20 protein-coding genes are annotated in these 17,516 nt (G+C 51.9%); 6 read left to right on the forward strand and 14 right to left on the reverse strand.

Annotated elements, in window-relative coordinates:
- The 6 genes from BUC26_RS04460 to BUC26_RS04485 all read left to right on the forward strand — a co-directional run.
- The coding region (locus tag BUC26_RS04460; RefSeq protein WP_208609727.1) for a transposase at window positions 1-299 on the forward strand (299 nt) is incomplete at its 5' end.
- Window positions 300-374: 75 nt separating this feature from the next.
- Window positions 375-1,316, forward strand: a complete 942-nt coding sequence (locus BUC26_RS04465) for a phosphoglycerate dehydrogenase (protein ID WP_073373658.1) — start codon at window positions 375-377, stop codon at window positions 1,314-1,316.
- Complete coding sequence (locus BUC26_RS04470) at window positions 1,313-2,053, forward strand: SDR family NAD(P)-dependent oxidoreductase (RefSeq protein WP_073373660.1); 741 nt, start codon at window positions 1,313-1,315, stop codon at window positions 2,051-2,053. The genes BUC26_RS04465 and BUC26_RS04470 overlap by 4 nt, the downstream gene beginning before the upstream one ends.
- Before the next feature lie 18 nt (window positions 2,054-2,071).
- Entirely contained in the window at window positions 2,072-3,040 is a 969-nt protein-coding gene (locus BUC26_RS04475; RefSeq protein ID WP_073373662.1) for a GDP-mannose 4,6-dehydratase, read from the forward strand.
- Between the two features lie 29 nt (window positions 3,041-3,069).
- On the forward strand, window positions 3,070-4,221 hold the full coding sequence (locus BUC26_RS04480) for an FAD-dependent oxidoreductase (protein WP_073373663.1): 1,152 nt from the start codon (window positions 3,070-3,072) through the stop codon (window positions 4,219-4,221).
- A gap of 30 nt (window positions 4,222-4,251) precedes the next feature.
- Entirely contained in the window at window positions 4,252-6,222 is a 1,971-nt protein-coding gene (locus BUC26_RS04485) for a 6-hydroxymethylpterin diphosphokinase MptE-like protein (protein WP_073373665.1), read from the forward strand.
- Here BUC26_RS04485 and BUC26_RS04490 read toward each other — a convergent pair.
- The 14 genes from BUC26_RS04490 to BUC26_RS04555 form a co-directional block, all read right to left on the reverse strand.
- Window positions 6,216-6,632 carry a hypothetical protein gene (locus BUC26_RS04490; RefSeq protein WP_073373667.1) on the reverse strand — a complete coding sequence of 139 codons (417 nt, stop codon included), beginning with the start codon at window positions 6,630-6,632 and terminating at the stop codon, window positions 6,216-6,218. The genes BUC26_RS04485 and BUC26_RS04490 overlap by 7 nt on opposite strands.
- Window positions 6,633-6,646: 14 nt before the next feature.
- A complete protein-coding gene (gene fliS, locus BUC26_RS04495; RefSeq protein ID WP_073373669.1) occupies window positions 6,647-7,081 on the reverse strand; it encodes a flagellar export chaperone FliS in 435 nt (144 codons plus the stop codon).
- Window positions 7,078-8,445, reverse strand: coding sequence for a flagellar filament capping protein FliD (fliD, locus tag BUC26_RS04500; protein ID WP_073373671.1), 1,368 nt, complete (start codon window positions 8,443-8,445; stop codon window positions 7,078-7,080). The genes fliS and fliD overlap by 4 nt, the downstream gene beginning before the upstream one ends.
- A gap of 66 nt (window positions 8,446-8,511) precedes the next feature.
- The gene (locus tag BUC26_RS04505; RefSeq protein WP_073373673.1) at window positions 8,512-8,856 is read right to left on the reverse strand and encodes a flagellar protein FlaG; all 345 of its coding nucleotides are present in this window, start codon (window positions 8,854-8,856) and stop codon (window positions 8,512-8,514) included.
- An 81-nt stretch (window positions 8,857-8,937) separates the two neighbouring features.
- Window positions 8,938-10,419, reverse strand: a complete 1,482-nt coding sequence (locus BUC26_RS24490) for a flagellin (protein WP_073373676.1) — start codon at window positions 10,417-10,419, stop codon at window positions 8,938-8,940.
- Between the two features lie 351 nt (window positions 10,420-10,770).
- The gene (locus BUC26_RS24380; protein WP_073373694.1) at window positions 10,771-12,270 is read right to left on the reverse strand and encodes a flagellin; all 1,500 of its coding nucleotides are present in this window, start codon (window positions 12,268-12,270) and stop codon (window positions 10,771-10,773) included.
- A gap of 184 nt (window positions 12,271-12,454) precedes the next feature.
- The gene (locus BUC26_RS04520) at window positions 12,455-12,910 is read right to left on the reverse strand and encodes a flagellar assembly protein FliW (protein ID WP_073373695.1); all 456 of its coding nucleotides are present in this window, start codon (window positions 12,908-12,910) and stop codon (window positions 12,455-12,457) included.
- 1 nt (window position 12,911) lies between these two features.
- Window positions 12,912-13,148 (reverse strand): carbon storage regulator CsrA, encoded by a 237-nt coding sequence (csrA, locus tag BUC26_RS04525; RefSeq protein ID WP_073373696.1) that lies wholly within the window; start codon window positions 13,146-13,148, stop codon window positions 12,912-12,914.
- Between the two features lie 132 nt (window positions 13,149-13,280).
- Entirely contained in the window at window positions 13,281-14,285 is a 1,005-nt protein-coding gene (gene flgL, locus BUC26_RS04530; protein WP_073373697.1) for a flagellar hook-associated protein FlgL, read from the reverse strand.
- Between the two features lie 32 nt (window positions 14,286-14,317).
- Window positions 14,318-15,739, reverse strand: coding sequence for a flagellar hook-associated protein FlgK (gene flgK / locus BUC26_RS04535; RefSeq protein WP_073373698.1), 1,422 nt, complete (start codon window positions 15,737-15,739; stop codon window positions 14,318-14,320).
- A 1-nt stretch (window position 15,740) separates the two neighbouring features.
- A complete protein-coding gene (locus tag BUC26_RS04540; protein ID WP_073373699.1) occupies window positions 15,741-16,094 on the reverse strand; it encodes a flagellar protein FlgN in 354 nt (117 codons plus the stop codon).
- Complete coding sequence (flgM, locus tag BUC26_RS04545) at window positions 16,091-16,387, reverse strand: flagellar biosynthesis anti-sigma factor FlgM (protein WP_073373700.1); 297 nt, start codon at window positions 16,385-16,387, stop codon at window positions 16,091-16,093. The genes BUC26_RS04540 and flgM overlap by 4 nt, the downstream gene beginning before the upstream one ends.
- A 15-nt stretch (window positions 16,388-16,402) precedes the next feature.
- Window positions 16,403-16,975 (reverse strand): hypothetical protein, encoded by a 573-nt coding sequence (locus BUC26_RS04550; RefSeq protein WP_073374049.1) that lies wholly within the window; start codon window positions 16,973-16,975, stop codon window positions 16,403-16,405.
- Window positions 16,976-17,199: 224 nt separating this feature from the next.
- Window positions 17,200-17,508 carry a rod-binding protein gene (locus BUC26_RS04555; protein WP_073373701.1) on the reverse strand — a complete coding sequence of 103 codons (309 nt, stop codon included), beginning with the start codon at window positions 17,506-17,508 and terminating at the stop codon, window positions 17,200-17,202.
- Window positions 17,509-17,516 lie beyond the last annotated feature (8 nt).

Below are 17,516 nucleotides of genomic sequence, written 5' to 3' on the forward strand. Positions count from 1 at the left end.
AGCGAAAGGTCTTTCTGATCCTGGATAACCTTCGGGTTCATCACAGCAAGGTCGTGCGGAAATGGCTTTCTGAACATCAGGACCAGATAGAAGTTTTTTATCTGCCGCCGTATACGCCGGAACACAACCCGGATGAATACTTGAACGGGAATCTCAAGCAACGAATACGGTCCGGTTTGCCGGCCAGAAATAGTGACGATCTGGCAAAGAAAACGAGGTCGTTTATGAAGACCCTTCAGCGACGACCAAATCATGTCAAAAGTTACTTCAAACATCCACTTGTCCGATATGCGGCATGACTTCGATATTTAGACACCGGAGCAATATAATCTTGTGAACATCTGTATCCCCACACTTATCAAAAGGATTGCGCGATGAAATGGAAAGTTCTTGTATCAGCCCCATACATGCAACCTATATTAGGACGGTTTCAGAGCGAGTTGGAAGAAAAAGGAGTGGAACTGGTAGTACCTCCAGTACTTGAACGGTTGGAAGAAATAGATTTGTTAAACCTGATGACAGACATAGATGGCGTCATCTGTGGTGATGACAGATTTACTCGTAAAGTGATTGAATCCTCTCCTAAGCTTAAAGTTTTGTCAAAATGGGGAACCGGAATAGACTCACTGGATGCCGATGCATGTGCAGAACGAGGTGTAGTTATTTGTCGAAATCCTAATGCTTTTAGTACTCCTGTCGCTGAATCGGTACTTGGATATATTCTTTGTTTCACCAGGAAGTTGCTTTTTATGGATCGGCTCATGCATCGTGGAATTTGGGAAAAGATTCCGGGACGTGTACTGGAAGAATGCACTCTTGGAGTTATTGGAGTTGGAGATTCCGGTAAAGCTGTGGCTTCCCGAGCAAGAGCCTTAGGAATGAAAGTTCTCGGAAATGATATCAAGGAGATGCCGCAGGAATTTATTGAATTGACTGACATTCGCATGGTTACGAAAGAACAACTGCTTCAGGAAGCAGATTTTGTATCGTTACATACGGATCTCAATACCACAAGTTTTCATCTGATGAATCGTGAAAGGTTTGCATTAATGCGGCCCGATGCTTATCTGCTCAACCTCAGTCGTGGACCAGTGGTTGATGAAGAGGCTCTTGTCGAGGCATTGATTGAAGAACGTATTTCCGGTGCAGCACTTGATGTTTTCGAAGTCGAACCACCTCCTTTGAAAAGTCAGTTACTAAAAATGGACAATGTGCTATTGGCTCCTCACAATGCTAACTCAAGTGCTTTGTATTGGGAAAGGGTTCATCGAAATACAATAGATAATCTAATGGCGGTACTGGAAAAATCCGAATGAAGCGATCTGTGTTTATCACTGGTGCTGCTCGAGGCATTGGTTTAGCTTGTTCTCGCGCCTTTGCAGACGAGAATTGGCTTGTCTATGGGGTTGATGTACTCCAGCCTGAGGATGATCATCTTTTTTCTCATTTTCTAAAAATTGATTTGACTACCGATGCTGGATTGGAAGAGGTTTTCTCCTTTGCACGGGAGATGACATGTTTGAATGTTCTGGTAAATAATGCTGCAATACAAATAATCAAATCATTGCAGGAAACTACTGGTCAAGATATTGATCAGGTGATGTCTCTCAATTTCAAAGTTCCATTGTTTTTGGCCCAAGAATTCCTCCCTTTGTTGCGTTCCGGAGGATCAATAGTGAATATATCGTCTGTCCATGCTCTTGCTACTTCAAAATATATTGGTGCGTATGCTGCAGGTAAGGCCGCCTTGTTATCCTTGACAAGATCCATGGCTTTAGAATTTGGCGAGATGGGTATTCGAGCTAACGCTTTATTACCAGGGGCTATTGATACAAAAATGCTCAAGGCTGGACTGAATCGAAATCACAAATCAGTAGGATACCAACAGCAAATACAACAGCTTGCGTCGAGGCACGCGTCAGGAAGAATTGGTCAGCCTGAGGAAATAGCTCGCGCTGTCCTTTTCCTCGCTGATAATTCTCAATCTGGGTTTATGACAGGTCAATCCATTGTTATAGATGGAGGATGTCTTGCGAGGCTTTCTACTGAGTAGTTTTGTTAGAATCTCACCATGAAAATTGCTTTTATTACTGGAATTACCGGTCAAGACGGCAGTTACCTTGCAGAAATTCTTTTGGAGAAGGGATACGAGGTTTATGGTTTGACGCGACGAGCGTCATTGGAAGACCAGTCGAACCGATTATCGAGAATTAAGCATCTTCTCAAAGATATTCGTCTGCTTTCCGGGACATTAGAAAGTTACCCTTCTTTGTATCGGGCGTTACGAGAATCGAAGCCCGATGAGGTTTATCATCTTGCCGCGCAGAGTTTTGTAAATTATTCCTTTGAGGATGAGTTCTCCACGATCAGCGCCAATATAAACGGCACACATGGGTTGTTGGCAGCTTGTTTGGAATTGGTACCGCAGGCAAAATTCTATTTTGCCGGATCCAGCGAAATGTTTGGCAGTTCTCAAAATCCACCCCAACATGAAGAAAGTCAATTCAAACCTCGATCGGCATATGGTATCTCAAAGGTGGCCGGTTACCACCTAGCGTGCAATTATCGTGAAAACTATGGATTATTTACCGCTACCGGTATTTTATTTAATCATGAGTCGCCACGGCGTGGGTTTGAATTTGTAACGAGAAAAATTTCATCCGCGGTGGCTAGAATTAAACAAGGATCACAGGAACGGTTGGAACTCGGTAATCTTGACGCACAGCGCGACTGGGGGCATGCCAAGGAATACGTTGATGCGATGTGGCGTATGTTGCAGCAAGACAAGCCTGGCGATTATGTTATTTCGACAGGTAAGCTTCATTCGGTTCGTGATTTCTGCGCGATCGCCTTTAATTATGTGGACCTTGATTACCGAGATTGGGTTGATATCAATCCACAATTTTATCGTCACGAAACTGCTATCTTGCAAGGTGACTCTCGAAAGGCTGAGGAAAAGCTTAACTGGCGACCACGCATATCTTTCCATGATATGGTTTGTGAAATGGTGGAAAACGACCTTCGTTCGTTGCAGTCATAATTAACCGTGATAACTGTACATTTCATCTCATGAACCATGTCACGGCTGATATTCTTGTTGTCGGATCAGGAATTGCGGGATTTTTTGCAATATATACCGCGCAGCAAAAAAAGACATGTCGGTCTATTGTTGTTTTAAACAAAGGGAGGATATTCCAATCTGGATCTTCGTTTGACAATCTTAACGGTAAGTGGGGGATTACTTACGGAACAACAGACCAGGAAAATGATCTCCTTCTCGCCAGGATAAATGACCTTGCGTGTGGCAACAACAATCCTCAATTGAGTTCTATTGCAGTAGAATCATCTCATGGCGCCTATCGAGCGCTCCTTCATCTTGGCGTCCGATTTGCCGGTAATAACGGAACTACCAACAGAATTTCTCCCTGTTTTCATGATCAACCACTTGCCTCAATCATCTCCTCGACCGAACAATTGAGTGAATGTCTTCGCCGGCACATTGATCGGACAGTGGTGAACATTTTTGATTGGCACCGGGCTATTCGGCTTCTAATGGATGACAACGGTTGTTGCGGATGCCTGGCCGTGAATGAAAAGGGCGAAGAGGTAAAGGTCAGAAGCAGGGCGACGATTATGGCCTGCGGTGGCAATGCTGCGCTCCACAATCCTCACATCGTTGATGCTGGATTAACCGGCGATGGCTATCGGATGCTGCAGGAGATCGGAGTTCCTTTGAAAAATATGGACTATCGACAACTGGTATGGGAAGATGCCCGAATTGGGGCGCCGCGATTCCCCTTTCATCGGCTCCTGGATCGACGATTGCGGTTTGTAGATTATACCGGCCGGCAGATCATGATTCATGATCTGCCGGAAGAAGTTAAGTTGGCAAGGAAATCGCATGTTCCCATTGCCAACCTGCAACGGGATAGAATGTTAGATGAATTGCTCATGTCTGCTATTCCAGTAAGTGAAGAGAAATACGCAATTCGGGTTCTTGACCTGGGAGGACAGTGTCTCCATCAGATTCTACCACATACGCAGGCCTCAAATGGTGGCGTCGAGATTGGCATTAATGGAGAGACCGGCGTGAGAAATCTTTATGCGGCTGGGGAAATGGCTACCGGCATGCATGGTGGGGATCGGGTAGGGGGGATGATGATTACTGCGGCGATCGTCTTCGGTAGTCGGGCCGGGTTGGCGGCTGCGCAGAATCTTTAAAGATAGGCATCTGATAAAGTGGAGTCGAATATGTCAATGATCACCAGGTTACGAGAGGTTGATGCCGCCGGGCGACCTGCGATCATTACTGGGCTTTACGATAAGAATCGTCGCTATTTTATAAAGAATCAGCCTGCTATCGCTCGATTCCTCGATTCCGGGTCATGCCCGTATCATATCGATTTAACAGAGACATTCCTCAATATCGTACACACGCCGAGTGGCTTGCTTGGGCACCCGGAGACGGGCCTTGATCATTTTGCCGAGATGCTCGGCTCAGGCGATCACCAAGGCTGGATCGATCTGGTAAATGCGGAGCGGGTCGAACCGCATAACTCTCCCGTGCATTGTTCGCTTCTCCGCGATTTCCAGGATGGCATGAACGAGGTGTTTTTCGAGCAGGCACAGCTTCTGGATACGGGGACGGTTAAAGTGAAAACTGCTGGTGCCGGCGTCAATTTTTCACCTCCGGTTGTTTTTGTCGGTATTTTTCATGGGCTGCATATCGATTACTTCCTGGCAACAACAGAGGTCACCCGAATTGCTCTGATCGAGCCGGAGCCGGAGCGCTTCGAAGTCTCCTGCTATTTTCTTGATTACGAGGAGATAGCTAGACGCTTTGGCGCGCTGCCGCTTTGCATTGGCGACCAGGCCGACCAGGTTATAATGCGATGGTTCCACTCAAGCGATAAGGTCACCAGTCGGTTGTGGATGCGATTATTGCCGGGATATGTTTCAGAGCGAATAGAACCAATTTTTAAGCAGTTTGTCCTGCAGCAACGGATTCTCGACGGTATGACCACTTCGGTGGATAACGAGAACCGAGGTATTGCAGCTGGCTGGCAGTCTGTTCGTGAACGGCGACAATTTCTCAACAGCAAGCCGAGACTATCCGCAGGGGCGCGCATTGCTATAGTCGCTTCTGGACCATCACTGGCTCAAGACTATGAATGGTTGCGTCACAATCGGGATTGTCTGCTAATTTTCGCTGTGCATAGTGCTGTCAGACCACTGATGGCCAATGGCATTAAGCCTGACTTGCAATTCGCCGTCGATATGCATCTTGATGAAAACGTTGTGCAAGCACTACACTTGCACCGCGATGTACCGTTGGTGGCCTATTTCAAAGCCTCTTCGCCGTTGCTCGCCGCGGTTGACCTGCCGCTGTTGATTGTCGAGCGCGATGTAGCAAACCCTGTTCACTTTGAACAATTGCTGGTAAACACACATCCTTCAACGGCGACGCTGGCTCTATCGTTTGCCTGTTTCTGCCATCCTGACGAACTATACCTGCTCGGCCTCGACCTTGGATTTCACAATATTGAGACACAGGCGATTAGTGGCGGCATTCATGATAATCGCCCTCAACAACAAGACAATCTCCACGTTGTTCCGGCAAATTTTTCCAATCATTCGGGTGAAGCGGGTGTATACACAACTCCCTTTTTCAATGGCGTCAAGATCAATGTCGAACGTGAACTCAGGGAGCATCGGCAGGGGATGCATTGCTGCAATTTGTCCGATGGCGCACGCATCGAAGGAACAAGCTCTGCGCGAAGTGCTGAGATGGTTTTAGCCGAGTATCCCGGCAAGACTCACGATCTGCAAACGATCTACAGTGCTTTTCAGATGGCCGAAGAGGGGAAGAACTGGCATCGTTACCATCTGCCCGGAAGAGATCTCTTACAACTTTTTAGCAGTACATTAGGCTCTTTTTTGACGATGGAGCAATGGGACTGGCCGCAGTTCTGCGTACGCTTGGATAGCGTCTTGGCGGGCGCCATGAATGTCTGCCAACAGAGCAGCCCGTGTTTGAGGATGACGATTTATGAGCGGCTGATCAACGATCTGCTGACTAGCTGGTATCGCTACCTGCTCCTTTCTTCAGATGTTGCAACGGCAGAGAAGATATACCATGAAGGGCTGCGGCAATTCTTGAAAATACTTGCCAGATTGGAGTGGCCGATCGATGAAACTGAAACTGTTGTTTCGATTCAATAACTGCTTCTGATAATGCTGCCGGTCGATTCGATGGTTTTTGAATGATACCCGGCTAGTGAGTGCATACCTTTGCGCAGCATATCGAGTTCGATGCGGGTCATCTCCATCATCGAGGAGAGGCGGGCCAGCATGCTGTCGTTGTGATCCTGCAATTCTTTGATCATCGAACTACGCATTTCCAGCAAGCCATCCAACGCAAACAAGTCAGCTTTGTTGTTCAACGTGGTCATCAATTCGGCATCGGCTGTTTCGATCTCTTGCTGCAATGCTTTAAGACGATCGTTGTGTTTAAGGAAATCGTCGGCGGCAATTGTTCTGTCGGAGATGGCCAAACTGAATTCCTGGGCATGCAGCAGCATTGCCTTGTAGCACTCAATTGATTTTTCCACGAGATGCTTGCAGTCTTCCATGACGTAATCCTGGATCAGATAGATGAAGCGGCGAGTTGGGTGTGCGGACTTTCTGAAGAATCGCCGGTTGCTTTTGCTTTATTGTTGATCTCGATCGCCTCAACCCACGTTTCCCTGAGGTCTTTGAGCAAGGTTATCACGATCTCGATCTTCTCCGGATCATTAGCGACGTTGGCCTGAGACAATTCTTTGAGCATGAAGTTGTATAGCGCGTCCAGGTTTTCAGAAATCATCCCACCAATTTCATGGTTGAGAGAACCGGCAAACTCGGCGATGATTGCCATGGTCTTGCCGATATATTTCCCCTTGTTGGCCATGTCGTTATCGTTCATGGCATTGACCGCCTGACGGCTGAACCGAATCGCTCCGTCATAGAGCAGGATCAGGATTTGCTCTTTGGATGCGGTGGCGATCTGGTTGGCCTGGTATTGATTCACGTAGCCGTTCATTTCTTGTAATTCCAGAGGTTTTCAAGAGATTGGAGTTGAGAAGAGAGAAAACTGGACTGAGAGTTCATCGTGCTGACCAATTGTTCCATGGCACTGAACTGCATGCGGAGTGTTTCCTCGCGTTTTTCCAGGCGTGATTCGGTCAGGGTGATCTGTTTGTCAATTCGGGCCAGGTTTGTTTCGATGCTTTTTTTCCGGCCGGCGAGCAGACCATCGGTTGGGCTGGTCAGGCTGCTCAGATAATCCTGCATCATTGTACCAATACCCTCGATATCGTCGCCATTGCCGGCAAGCAGCGTTATCAGACTGTCGGGATCGGTGTCGATGGCAGCGCTGAGCCTTGTAGCGTCCAGGGAAAGCTGTCCGTCGCTTTGCGTTTCGAGTCCCAATTGGGACAGGCTGGTTACGCCGGCACCGGCAGCTATATTGGTTGTCAGCATGTTCTGCAGACGCCGCTTGATGTTGGCAAGTCCCGAATCACCGCCCAATACACCGGGCGTGTCGTCGCCGAACGTCGATTGCCCGGTTACGAAGGAAACAACCTCGTTATAGGCACTAATGAACGAATTAATATTAGTCTTGATGGCATCGTTGGAGAGCGTAATGTCAACTTTCGTTGTTGTTCCTACCTCTGCTTTGATCAGATCAAGAGTGACCCCGGGAATAGCGTCGGTAATCGCGTTGTTATCGCCGTAAATGTCGATGTTGTCGACCCGGATATGGGCCTGTGAGGCTGCCTGCGATTCGGACAGAGCACCAAGCGTCTGCCCGCTGCCGCCAGTCAGTCCACTGCTGTCAAGTGTGAACGCCGTGGCGACGTTGTCGCCGGTCAGCGTCAGCCGATAGGGATTTTCACTGCCGTCGTTGATGATTGCCGACTGCACCCCGATATCGGCGTCGTTGATGGCCTGCATGATGCCGGTTAGTGAGTTGTTCGTCTCGTCGATGGTGATGGCATGATCCACGCCGTCAACGGTAAACACCAATTCCCCGGTGCCAAACGTTTGTTCGGTGTTGGAGGAAAAACCGGCGGTGTACCTCTTCTGCACCTGGGCAAGCGAAACCACTTCTACCTGGTAGCTGGTATTGGCAAGAGCATTTTCCGAGGCGCTGGTGGAGAAGAAGTCGCCTGAGGCGGCAGTGGCTTTGTACTGGTTATACTGGCTCTCGCTGGCCAAGGTCCTGACATTGTCGAGCAGGCCTTTGAGCTTGGTGTCGAAGTCCTTGTATGCGGTCAGTTTGTTGCTAAGCCAGGTCTGGTCGCCCTGCATCCGGGTGATTGGTGCTCGTTCGAGATTCATCAATTGCTTGACGATCGAATCGGTGTCCATCCCGGATGCAAGACCGCTGAATTGAATAGCCATGGTTATCCCTTATCGCTGAGAGCGCCTTCAAAAAAAAGGTGAAACGAATTTGTTATACTAATCTAATCAGCCGACCGTATCGACCAGATTGCCCCTCAGCTCGCTCAGGTGCTTGCTTAACTCGCGCAATTCCTCGGGCGGGATTTCCCGCACGGTCTCTCCCGAGTCCTGATCGACCACTTTAACGACTAATCCGCCAAGATCCTGATCGTTTTCGAATCGTACCGAATAGAGTCCGTCTTCGGTAAGTGCCTTGATCTGGCTCAATAGCTCTTCCGGTGGAATACTCTTTTCCGGTACGGCGGGCTGCTCGGGCATATCGTCCTTGGCCCGGCGGACCCTATCTATTTGCTCGGCCGATACCGATGTTCGTTGGGCGGCAAGCGTTCCGGCCAATGCTTCCGTATTCATCTTCTACCTCCCTGTAGAATGCTCACTGCTGAAAAGGCCCGAAGGCCGGAAGATCCGGCCTTCGGGGCTGAAGATTGGAGATTATCCGAGCAGTGACAGGGCCAGCTGCGGCATCTGGTTGGCCTGTGCCAGGATGGAGACACCGGCCTGCTGCAGGATATTCTGCTTGGTCATGCTGGAGGTTTCCTGGGCGATGTCGGCATCGAGGATCCGCGATCGGGCTGCAGTGACATTCTCGGAAATATTCTGCAGGTTGGCGATCGTTGACTCGAAACGGTTCATGACCGCACCGAGGTCGGCCCGTTGAGAGTCCAGATAGGCGATAGCGCCGTCCAAGACCTTAAGGGCGTTGCCTGAACCGATCTGGGTGCTAATGTCGATATCACCGACATTCATTTGCTCGGAGGCGTTATTTTCTACTGCGAGAAGATCGGTATCACCATCGGTTTCGATTGTGTAAGCGTTGTTAGAGTGGAACGTTACCTGACCACGGGCAACGATGTCAGTTCCATCAGTATCATGATCAAAGTCATCCTGATCGGGGCCAGCGGTTGCTTTCGGGTCTTCACCGTCGGCATTTAAGGTGGTGAAGTCCAGAGAGGCGGCATCGCCACTATCGCCGAGGTAGCTGAATTCGGAAATAGCGATGTTATGACCTTCACTGCTTGTCATGATCATAGCGCCATCATTGTCAAGACGCGCCGTAATACCTGTTGCACCGCTGTTATCATTGATTGCAGAAACCAGTGCAGATAGGTCGGTGTTGTCAGTAATGACAGCAGATACTTTTACAGCCGTGGAATTGGCACCTTTGAGGGAGAAGCTAACACTACCAGAAGAGGCGAGATTATCTACTTTCAGGTTGGTAGTAGCTTCAGCTTCTACACCGGTTTCCACTTTTTTCGTGTTGACAGCATCAGCGATATCTTTTGCTGATGCATCGGCGGCAGTCGTTACCGTTTCTGTTGTTTGATTACCGCTGATTTCAAGCGATTGCGCACCAAAAGTTGCAGCGAAGTCGGTAGTTGTAACTTCAGAGGCTATCTGGTAATTACCGATCTGCGTTGCACGCGTGTTGCCGACCGAAACTGCAATGGTCTGTCCTTTATTGGCACCAACCTGGAACAAAGCTGAGGTAAAGGAACCATCCAACAGCTTCTGGTTGTTAAACTCAGAGGTTTCGGCAATCCGGTTCAGCTCGTTTTGCAATTGGCTGACTTCTTTCTGAAGTGAGGCCCTGTCGGAAGCGGTGTTTGAGTCGTTAGCCGACTGGACTGCCAGTTCACGCATCCGCTGCAGGATATTGGTTGCTTCCTGCATGGCACCTTCTGCCGTCTGGGCCAGGGAGATACCGTCGTTGGCGTTACGAACCGCCTGGTTCAAACCGCGGATCTGCGAGGTCATACGGTCTGAAATGGCGAGTCCGGCGGCATCGTCCTTTGCTGAGTTGATGCGCATACCGGAAGAAAGACGCTGCATGGAAGTGGACAGCGCGCTTTGGGATTTGCCCAGGTTCCGTTGGGCGTTGAGAGATGCTACGTTTGTGTTGATTACTAAACCCATGATATTCCTCCTTGAATATTAGTTGGGTTGGTCGTTTCGGGCATCCGTGCCCGATGAGTAAGTACTGTGTGTACTGCGGTTCTGCTGGTGCTGTCAGTGTTGTCTGCTCACCTCCTTGTCTGCTGGTTTATCCCTGTTGCGTTCAATTCGCTTTAATGAGGACTCTCCTTTGCGGTTTTGTCCCTTACCGCACATATCGGCCGGATTGCAGCGGAGGTTTAGAAAAAAAACGACCGAATCGCTCACCAAAAGCTCCATTTATGTAAAAGGGCTATGATTACAATATAGTAACTAGAAAAAAATAATCGGGCCACCCGTCTTCATTTTTTGGTGGCCCGACTCGAGTGAGGACTAGCCTTGCAATAATTGCAGGGCCAGTTGCGGGGTCATGTTGGCCTGGGCGAGGATGGCCACGCCGGCCTGCTGCAGAATATTCTGCTTGGTCATACTCGAGGTTTCCTGGGCGATATCGGCATCAAGGATTCGCGAGCGGGCAGCGCTCAGGTTCTCGGCGACGTTGTTGAGGTTGGCAATGGTCGACTCGAAACGGTTCATCACGGCGCCAAGGGCTGCCCGTTGTTCGTCAATATAGGCGATTGCTGAATCGACAACCGGCAGTGCGCTGCCGGCACCGATGCGGGTGGAGATATCTATATCGGCGACGTTTTCAAGGCCGGAGGCATTTGCCGCCTGGGCAAACCAGTTGGTGTGCTCGACAGTAGCCCCGGTGACATCGATGGAGTAGGCGTGATTGGAATGAAAGGTCAACTGCCCCTGAGCCACGACCGATGAGGATCCGTCGCCAAGAACATTTACTAACGATGACGAGGTAGCGGGAATCTGCTCGTTGGCGTCCATTGTCGTGAAGTCGGCTGTGTGGGCAGTCGTGCCGTCGAAATCCATGAAGTGGAATTCGCTGATGGCGATATCGTCGCCTTCAGCCGAGGTGATAATAACATCGCCGCTGTTGTCGAGTCGGGCAGTGATACCGGTGGCTGCAGCATTGTCATTGATCGAGGTAACAATCGGCGACCAATCGTCGGCATCGGTGATGACCGCAGAAATAGTGATTTCGTTGCCGGCCCCGGTGTTTGCTCCAACCAGTTTGAAGGAAATGCTTCCGGTCGAAGTCAGGTTGTTCATCTTGACATTGGTGACCGCTTCCGCTTCAACCCCTGTTTCGTCGCTCTTCTGGTTAGCCAGGGTGGCAACTTCGCGCGCTGATTCCAGGCCGGTCAGGACAACTTCTTCGGTCGTCTGGTTGCCGTTGATCTCCAGGGTCATCGGGTCAGACGCCTTGGCGGCGGTAGCGTTCTTCAGACTGGTCAGTACCTGGTAGTCACCGATATGATCGGCCCGGCTGCCGCCGATGGACACGGCGATCGTCTGGCCCTTGTTGGCGCCGACCTGAAACAGTTGCGAGGTAAATGAGCCGTCGAGTAGTTTCTTCTCGTTGAACTCGGTGGAGGTGGCAATCCGGTTGAGTTCCTGCTGCAGCTGACTGACTTCTTTTTGCAGGGATTCACGATCGGAGAGAGAGTTCGAATCGTTGGCTGACTGAATGGCCAGTTCACGAATACGCTGCAGGATATTAGTGGCTTCCTGCATTGCACCTTCTGCCGTCTGGGCCAGGGAAATACCATCATTGGCGTTACGAGCCGCCTGGTTGAGCCCGCGGATCTGCGAGGTCATTCGATCGGAGATTGCCAGACCGGCGGCATCATCCTTGGCGGAGTTGATACGCAAACCCGATGACAGGCGCTGCATGGATGTGGCCAGGGCTGATTGTGACTTTCCGAGATTGCGCTGGGCGTTCAGGGAAGGGACGTTTGTGTTGATTGTCAATGCCATGGAAAATCCTCCTTGAAAAGACTACGTATGGCGTCGCGTCAATCGTTCACAAACGTATGCTCTCTCAATGTACCTCGCAGGTAGATAACATGTCGGTTGAAGAATAGAGAATCTTTAGGAAAAAGTGCAAAAAAACAGGGGGCAGGGGACAGGTGAAGCGGCTGCCCCCCGTAGGTGCGTTTTGTTATGGTGCCGTCTTTGCTTCTGACTCCTGTTTCCGGATAGTGGGTAGCGGAGTTTTTGATTTATAATCGGTATTTTCCAGGATGATCTGAATAGCCCGGTTACTCTTTGGCGCAAACAGGATCGGTGCGGCCAGATTAATGGTGATCTCCTGATCCGGTGGAATGGTTACGACGGTCAGCATAAAACACTCGTCGTCGGGGCCGATCTGCAGCATATTCCGTTCCGAGTCGTCGGGGATGACCTGATAGTCGAGAAAGAAATTGGTCGGATCGGTGAGGACGAAGGCAAATTCGGACTCGTCCACCGATTGGATCCAGAAGAGCGGGCCTTCCTTTTTCGGTGGGATGACGATGAAGTTATGCAGGGTCGGCAGGCCGATCAGGCCGGCGGGAAAGTGGAGCAGGTTGGCCGGCTCGTATTCGATGGTTCCGAAGCGGGTCTCTATCGTTCTCATGTCATTTCTTCCTGGTGACGATTTTGCTGCTCAGAGCGTCGAGGTCGAGGCTCTCCCAGTGGGCCGCTGCAACGTTTTGTTCCTTGATCTTATCGTAGACTTCCTGGCGATATATTTTTCTGTCACGAGGTGCTTCAATACCGATGCGGATTGCGCCGCCTTTGGCCTCAATTATTTTTATAATGATATCATCACCGATGAGAAAACCTTCTCCGGCTTTTCTGGACAGGACCAGCATAAACGTCTCCCCGAAAGGACAGCGATTGTAAGAAGGAATGCGAAACCTCGTGCCATGACGGAAAGCCGCCTGGACATAAGTAGCTTATGATATGATTTCACCGGGAAAATGTCAAATCGCAGGTGATTCCGTCTAGAAATAATCGAGAATGGATATCTTCGAAACGCGCGAGGTGACATTGAGCGCCGCTTGAAACGCCGTTTCCTGCTTGACGATCTCGTTGAATGTAGCGATGGCGTCGGCATCTTGATACCGCGACAGGATTTGTTCGAGATCTACCAGGACCGTTTCCTGGTGGGCTATTGCCGATTCGACGCGGGTGGCCCGGTTGCCAAGGCGGCTGCGCAGGCGCCGTTCCTGATCGGCGGCGATTTCAAGGTTTTCAATATTGTTCTGGATACCGCCGCCTTCGCCGAGCGGATCATCGATGTTGTTGGCGCGGATAGCTTCTTCAAGCCTGGTCAGCACCGAGAAAAGATCGACCCGGCCGGGCTCGGGCTGGCCAGCGGCGGGGGTGGCCGCGTCGACCCAGTTGGCATCGGAGACCCCGAGAAAAAGGTTGTTGCCGGTCAGGTTGACCTCGAGGAGTTCACCGGGAGTGATCTCGAGTTCAGTCGGATTGGCATCGCCTTGATAGAGGTAACGCCAGGTGGTCGAATCGGCAGGGTCATAAAGAGCCGGATCGTAAGCCGGGTTCTCGACAAACGGTTTGGTATTCTCGGCAAATCCGGAAAAAATATACTTGCCGTCGATCATTGCATTGGCAGAATCGAGCAATTCCTCTCGAAGTTGGACGACTTCGTCGGCCAGCGTTTGCAGATCGGATTCGCTCATCGCTCCGTTCACGGCGTTCAACGCTATTTCTTTGGCCCGCTGCATGATGTTTTCGACGTGTTCCAGGTGACCGTCGGTGGCCTGCATCTTGTCCAGCGTGACACCCATGGTCTCCAGGTAGCGCTCGGTGTGCCTGATCTGGGTGCGGGTGGTCAGTACCGGCCGGATCGAGGACGGGTCGTCGGACGGCTCGTTCAGTTTGAGGCCGGTGGCGCCCTGGTTGCGCAGGTCCTGCAGGTTATTGGTGATCCGGTTGAGATTGGTGTTCATCAGCCGGTAGGTCGAGTTTTCGGTGACTTTCATGATATCCTCCTGAGCATCTTCAGGATCAGGACTCAGCGTTTGATGTTGATCAGTGACGTCATAAGCTCATCCACCGTGGTCAGGAACTTCGCCGACGATTGAAAACCGCGCTGGTACTGGATCAGGCTGATCATCTCCTCTTCAAGGGAGACGCCGACAAAGCCGTCGCGCAGGTTTTCCAGCTGGTCGACGGCGTCCTGGGCGCCGGACAGGGCCAGGTCGTTCTGGTTGGCCTCGATGCCGACCCGGGAGGTCATCTTGCCGTAGAAGGCATTGAAATTGTCCAGACCGTCTATCAGGTATTGCTCGCCGATATTGGACATCAGCAGTGCGTTGCGATTGTCGCCGGGGGCGACGGTGGCCGGAGCAACCGGTGCCTGGGCGGCGGCTACGTGTGCGGCTTCGGTCAGCACTACGGCGATGTTGCGGGCCGCGTTCTGGTGGGCATAGTCGGCCGGTGGTACGGCGACGGTCAGGTCGTTGAAGAAGGCCCGGCCGGCAACGGAGTCGAGGCCGGCGCCGGCACCGTGCTGCAGGTTGACCTGCTCGGCCAGGTTCCAGGCGAGGTAGTCGAGATCTTCCTGCAGCTCGGGAATGAATTGGTCGCGCATCGTGAACAGGCCGAGCATCTCGCCGCCCAGCGTGTTGGTGGACAGATCGCGGGTGACGCCGGCGGCGTGCAGTTGCAGCGTGACGTCGGCCCCGGTGGTATTGGCTCCCAGTTCCATCGCGATATTGCCCTGGACCAGCGGCAGACCGCCCGGCAGCTGCAGGTTGAGCATGCCGTTGCGATCCTCGTAAGTCAGCGCGCCGAGTTGTTCGGCCAAATCCTTGACCAGTACGTCGCGCTCGTCGCGGGCGCTGTTGGCCATTTGGCCGCGCACCTCGATGTTGAAGATGCGCTCGTTGAGATCGGCAATCGCGCCGAGCTTGTCGTTGATGTCTTCGATCTTGGCGATGATCGTATCGTTGATATTTTCGGTGATGGTGTTCAGTTCGTTGGCCGTGTTGTTGAAATGAACGGCCAGCAGACTGCCGCGCTGGATGACCGTGTCGCGCAGCACGAGATCGCTCGGGTAGGCGGAGAGTTCCTGCCAGGAGTCGAAGAAGCGGTCGATATCGGTGGCGATGTTTTCATCGGTGATATTGAAGGCACGCTCTAATTCGCTCAGTGAGCGGGTCTTGCCGTTGGCAAAACCGAAATCGATGTATTTGTCCTGGAGCTGGGCCTGCAGAAAGACATCGTGGTCACGCCGGACGTTGTCCACCTTGACGCCGTTGCCGATGAAGAAATCGCCGAAATTGGTGGCCGGGTAGGGCGACAGCTGAGCCGTCTGCCGGGAGTAGCCTTCGGTGTTGACGTTGGAGATGTTGTTGCCGACGATCTCGATCGATTTCTGGTTGACTTCAAGCGAGGTGCGGGCGGCGTTAAGGGCGTTGAACAGTCCGGCCATGTCAGATTCTTCCCGATAAGAGTCGGCCGTTTACCTGGGCCGGGATCTCGCCGGCATCTTTGGCATAGGTCGAGGTGACGGTGCGCCGGCCAAAGAACTCCATAGTCTCCCGGATCCAGCCGAGCGTGGTTCTGAACAGAAAGGCGTTGCGCCGGTTTTCGCGGCGGATCTGCTCGGCCAGCTGCCGATCGGCCGGGTCGAGTTCTTTGGCGAAGCCGAGCTGGTTGACCAACTCTTCCTTTTCGCGGGTGACGGCTTCAAGCATGGCCATGTCGAGGTGCGAGGCGTGGTGCCGCTCCTCGAGGATCAGGTCGCGCAGCCGCACCAGCTTATCGTGGGTGGTTGTCGGGGTCATACCTTCTGGTTGGTCTCAACGAGGTATTGGAGCAGTGAAGCGGCCACTTTATGGATATCCGGCTCGTAGGTGCCGTTGGCCACCTGTTCCTTGAGCTGCTGCACCCGCGCGGCCCGTTCGATCTCGGCACCGCTGCTGCCGGATTGAGCCTTGTTGACATGCTGCAGCACCGAGGAGAATTCGACCTGGTCGCTTTTCTTGGTCTCGCCGGCTGCTCCGCCCTGCGGCTTCACAACTTTTTTCGGGCCACCGATGTTGGGCGGACCGCCGACTCCGAAGAAATCGATCATCATGACATCACCTTCTGGTTAAGAAACGGCTTGATTTCCGTTTGCCCATGTATCAAGTTTTTGTTGGACCGCATCGTAGGTCTGGTAGGAAATATCAGGCAGCCAGCCGCCGAAGGCTTCTAGGGCCTCTTGAAAGCCTTTTTCCACTCCTGCCAGGATGGCATCGAACCGGGTTGGGTCGCCGCCGGCGATGGCGATTGCAAAATCTACAATACGATCGGAGGTTTGTTCAACCCCGAAATATCCGTCTTCAGCGATCAGCGCCTGGGCGTCCTGCTGACTGAGCTGCTGCAGGTCGATACCGCGGTCGCCGATGTTGATCGTTGTGCCGAGTCCCTGCTTTTCAAAGACGTCGAGTACATGGCTGCGCAGCAGATCGTAGGCCGCATCGGCAGCGGCGGTTATGGTGCCGAACCGGTTATAGGTAGCGCTTTGTTCAATCTCGAAATAACTGAAACTGACCTGGTCACCGGTAAAAGCGCCGTCTTTATCGATGTGCCCACCGATGGACAGACTGGCGCCGGTAATGGTTTTGTTATAGGTAGCACTGGCACTGTAACCGATCTGGCTGTTGTCAATTCCCTGAATCATATCATCCGCCTCCATGCGTCTGAATCGTGTGCATCCGTGCACTGGAGCAACTTGGTGTTGCTGTTCTTCTGAGTTTTATATCGGATTGGGTGGGGGGAAAGTTTAGGGGAAAGCGGGAAACGCGGAGCAGAAAAGCGGGGTCAGGCTTGACTTGTTGGCAAACCGCGAGCGGTTTGCCAACAAGTCAAGCCTGACCCCTAGGATCAACAAATCAAGTCTGACCCCTAGATTAGTTGCCTTAGTTGTTCGAACATTGCCTCGCCGAGGCCGATGCCCCGGCCGGCGCTGGCGGAGCGGGCCAGTTCCAGGTCGATTGCTTCTTCGTAGATCTCGGTGCTCATGTTCTTTTCGATCAGTCCGCCGTCGGGGATCGTCTTGCGCATCGCCTTGAACATCTCGTTGATATAGATGGCCTCGAACTCCCGGGTGTATTGCCGGAGATCATCGAGGCTGCGCTCTTTCTGCCGGGCCGGGTCGAGGGTCGGCTTCGTGGCGCTGAGCATGGTGCGCGGATCGATCGGGGTCAGGTTCATCGCGGCTC

The organism is Desulfofustis glycolicus DSM 9705, from assembly GCF_900130015.1.
Classification (GTDB): domain Bacteria; phylum Desulfobacterota; class Desulfobulbia; order Desulfobulbales; family Desulfocapsaceae; genus Desulfofustis; species Desulfofustis glycolicus.

What these genes read in the sequence shown, in the direction of transcription:
- BUC26_RS04465 (WP_073373658.1), top strand. Translation starts at nt 375, where the DNA reads ATGAAATGGAAAGTTCTTGTATCAGCCCCATACATGCAACCTATATTA.
- BUC26_RS04470 (WP_073373660.1), top strand. Translation starts at nt 1,313, where the DNA reads ATGAAGCGATCTGTGTTTATCACTGGTGCTGCTCGAGGCATTGGTTTA.
- BUC26_RS04475 (WP_073373662.1), top strand. Translation starts at nt 2,072, where the DNA reads ATGAAAATTGCTTTTATTACTGGAATTACCGGTCAAGACGGCAGTTAC.
- BUC26_RS04480 (WP_073373663.1), top strand. Translation starts at nt 3,070, where the DNA reads ATGAACCATGTCACGGCTGATATTCTTGTTGTCGGATCAGGAATTGCG.
- BUC26_RS04485 (WP_073373665.1), top strand. Translation starts at nt 4,252, where the DNA reads ATGTCAATGATCACCAGGTTACGAGAGGTTGATGCCGCCGGGCGACCT.
- BUC26_RS04490 (WP_073373667.1), bottom strand. Translation starts at nt 6,632, where the DNA reads ATGGAAGACTGCAAGCATCTCGTGGAAAAATCAATTGAGTGCTACAAG.
- fliS (WP_073373669.1), bottom strand. Translation starts at nt 7,081, where the DNA reads ATGAACGGCTACGTGAATCAATACCAGGCCAACCAGATCGCCACCGCA.
- fliD (WP_073373671.1), bottom strand. Translation starts at nt 8,445, where the DNA reads ATGGCTATTCAATTCAGCGGTCTTGCATCCGGGATGGACACCGATTCG.
- BUC26_RS04505 (WP_073373673.1), bottom strand. Translation starts at nt 8,856, where the DNA reads ATGAATACGGAAGCATTGGCCGGAACGCTTGCCGCCCAACGAACATCG.
- BUC26_RS24490 (WP_073373676.1), bottom strand. Translation starts at nt 10,419, where the DNA reads ATGGGTTTAGTAATCAACACAAACGTAGCATCTCTCAACGCCCAACGG.
- BUC26_RS24380 (WP_073373694.1), bottom strand. Translation starts at nt 12,270, where the DNA reads ATGGCATTGACAATCAACACAAACGTCCCTTCCCTGAACGCCCAGCGC.
- BUC26_RS04520 (WP_073373695.1), bottom strand. Translation starts at nt 12,910, where the DNA reads ATGAGAACGATAGAGACCCGCTTCGGAACCATCGAATACGAGCCGGCC.
- csrA (WP_073373696.1), bottom strand. Translation starts at nt 13,148, where the DNA reads ATGCTGGTCCTGTCCAGAAAAGCCGGAGAAGGTTTTCTCATCGGTGAT.
- flgL (WP_073373697.1), bottom strand. Translation starts at nt 14,285, where the DNA reads ATGAAAGTCACCGAAAACTCGACCTACCGGCTGATGAACACCAATCTC.
- flgK (WP_073373698.1), bottom strand. Translation starts at nt 15,739, where the DNA reads ATGGCCGGACTGTTCAACGCCCTTAACGCCGCCCGCACCTCGCTTGAA.
- BUC26_RS04540 (WP_073373699.1), bottom strand. Translation starts at nt 16,094, where the DNA reads ATGACCCCGACAACCACCCACGATAAGCTGGTGCGGCTGCGCGACCTG.
- flgM (WP_073373700.1), bottom strand. Translation starts at nt 16,387, where the DNA reads ATGATGATCGATTTCTTCGGAGTCGGCGGTCCGCCCAACATCGGTGGC.
- BUC26_RS04550 (WP_073374049.1), bottom strand. Translation starts at nt 16,975, where the DNA reads ATGATTCAGGGAATTGACAACAGCCAGATCGGTTACAGTGCCAGTGCT.
- BUC26_RS04555 (WP_073373701.1), bottom strand. Translation starts at nt 17,508, where the DNA reads ATGAACCTGACCCCGATCGATCCGCGCACCATGCTCAGCGCCACGAAG.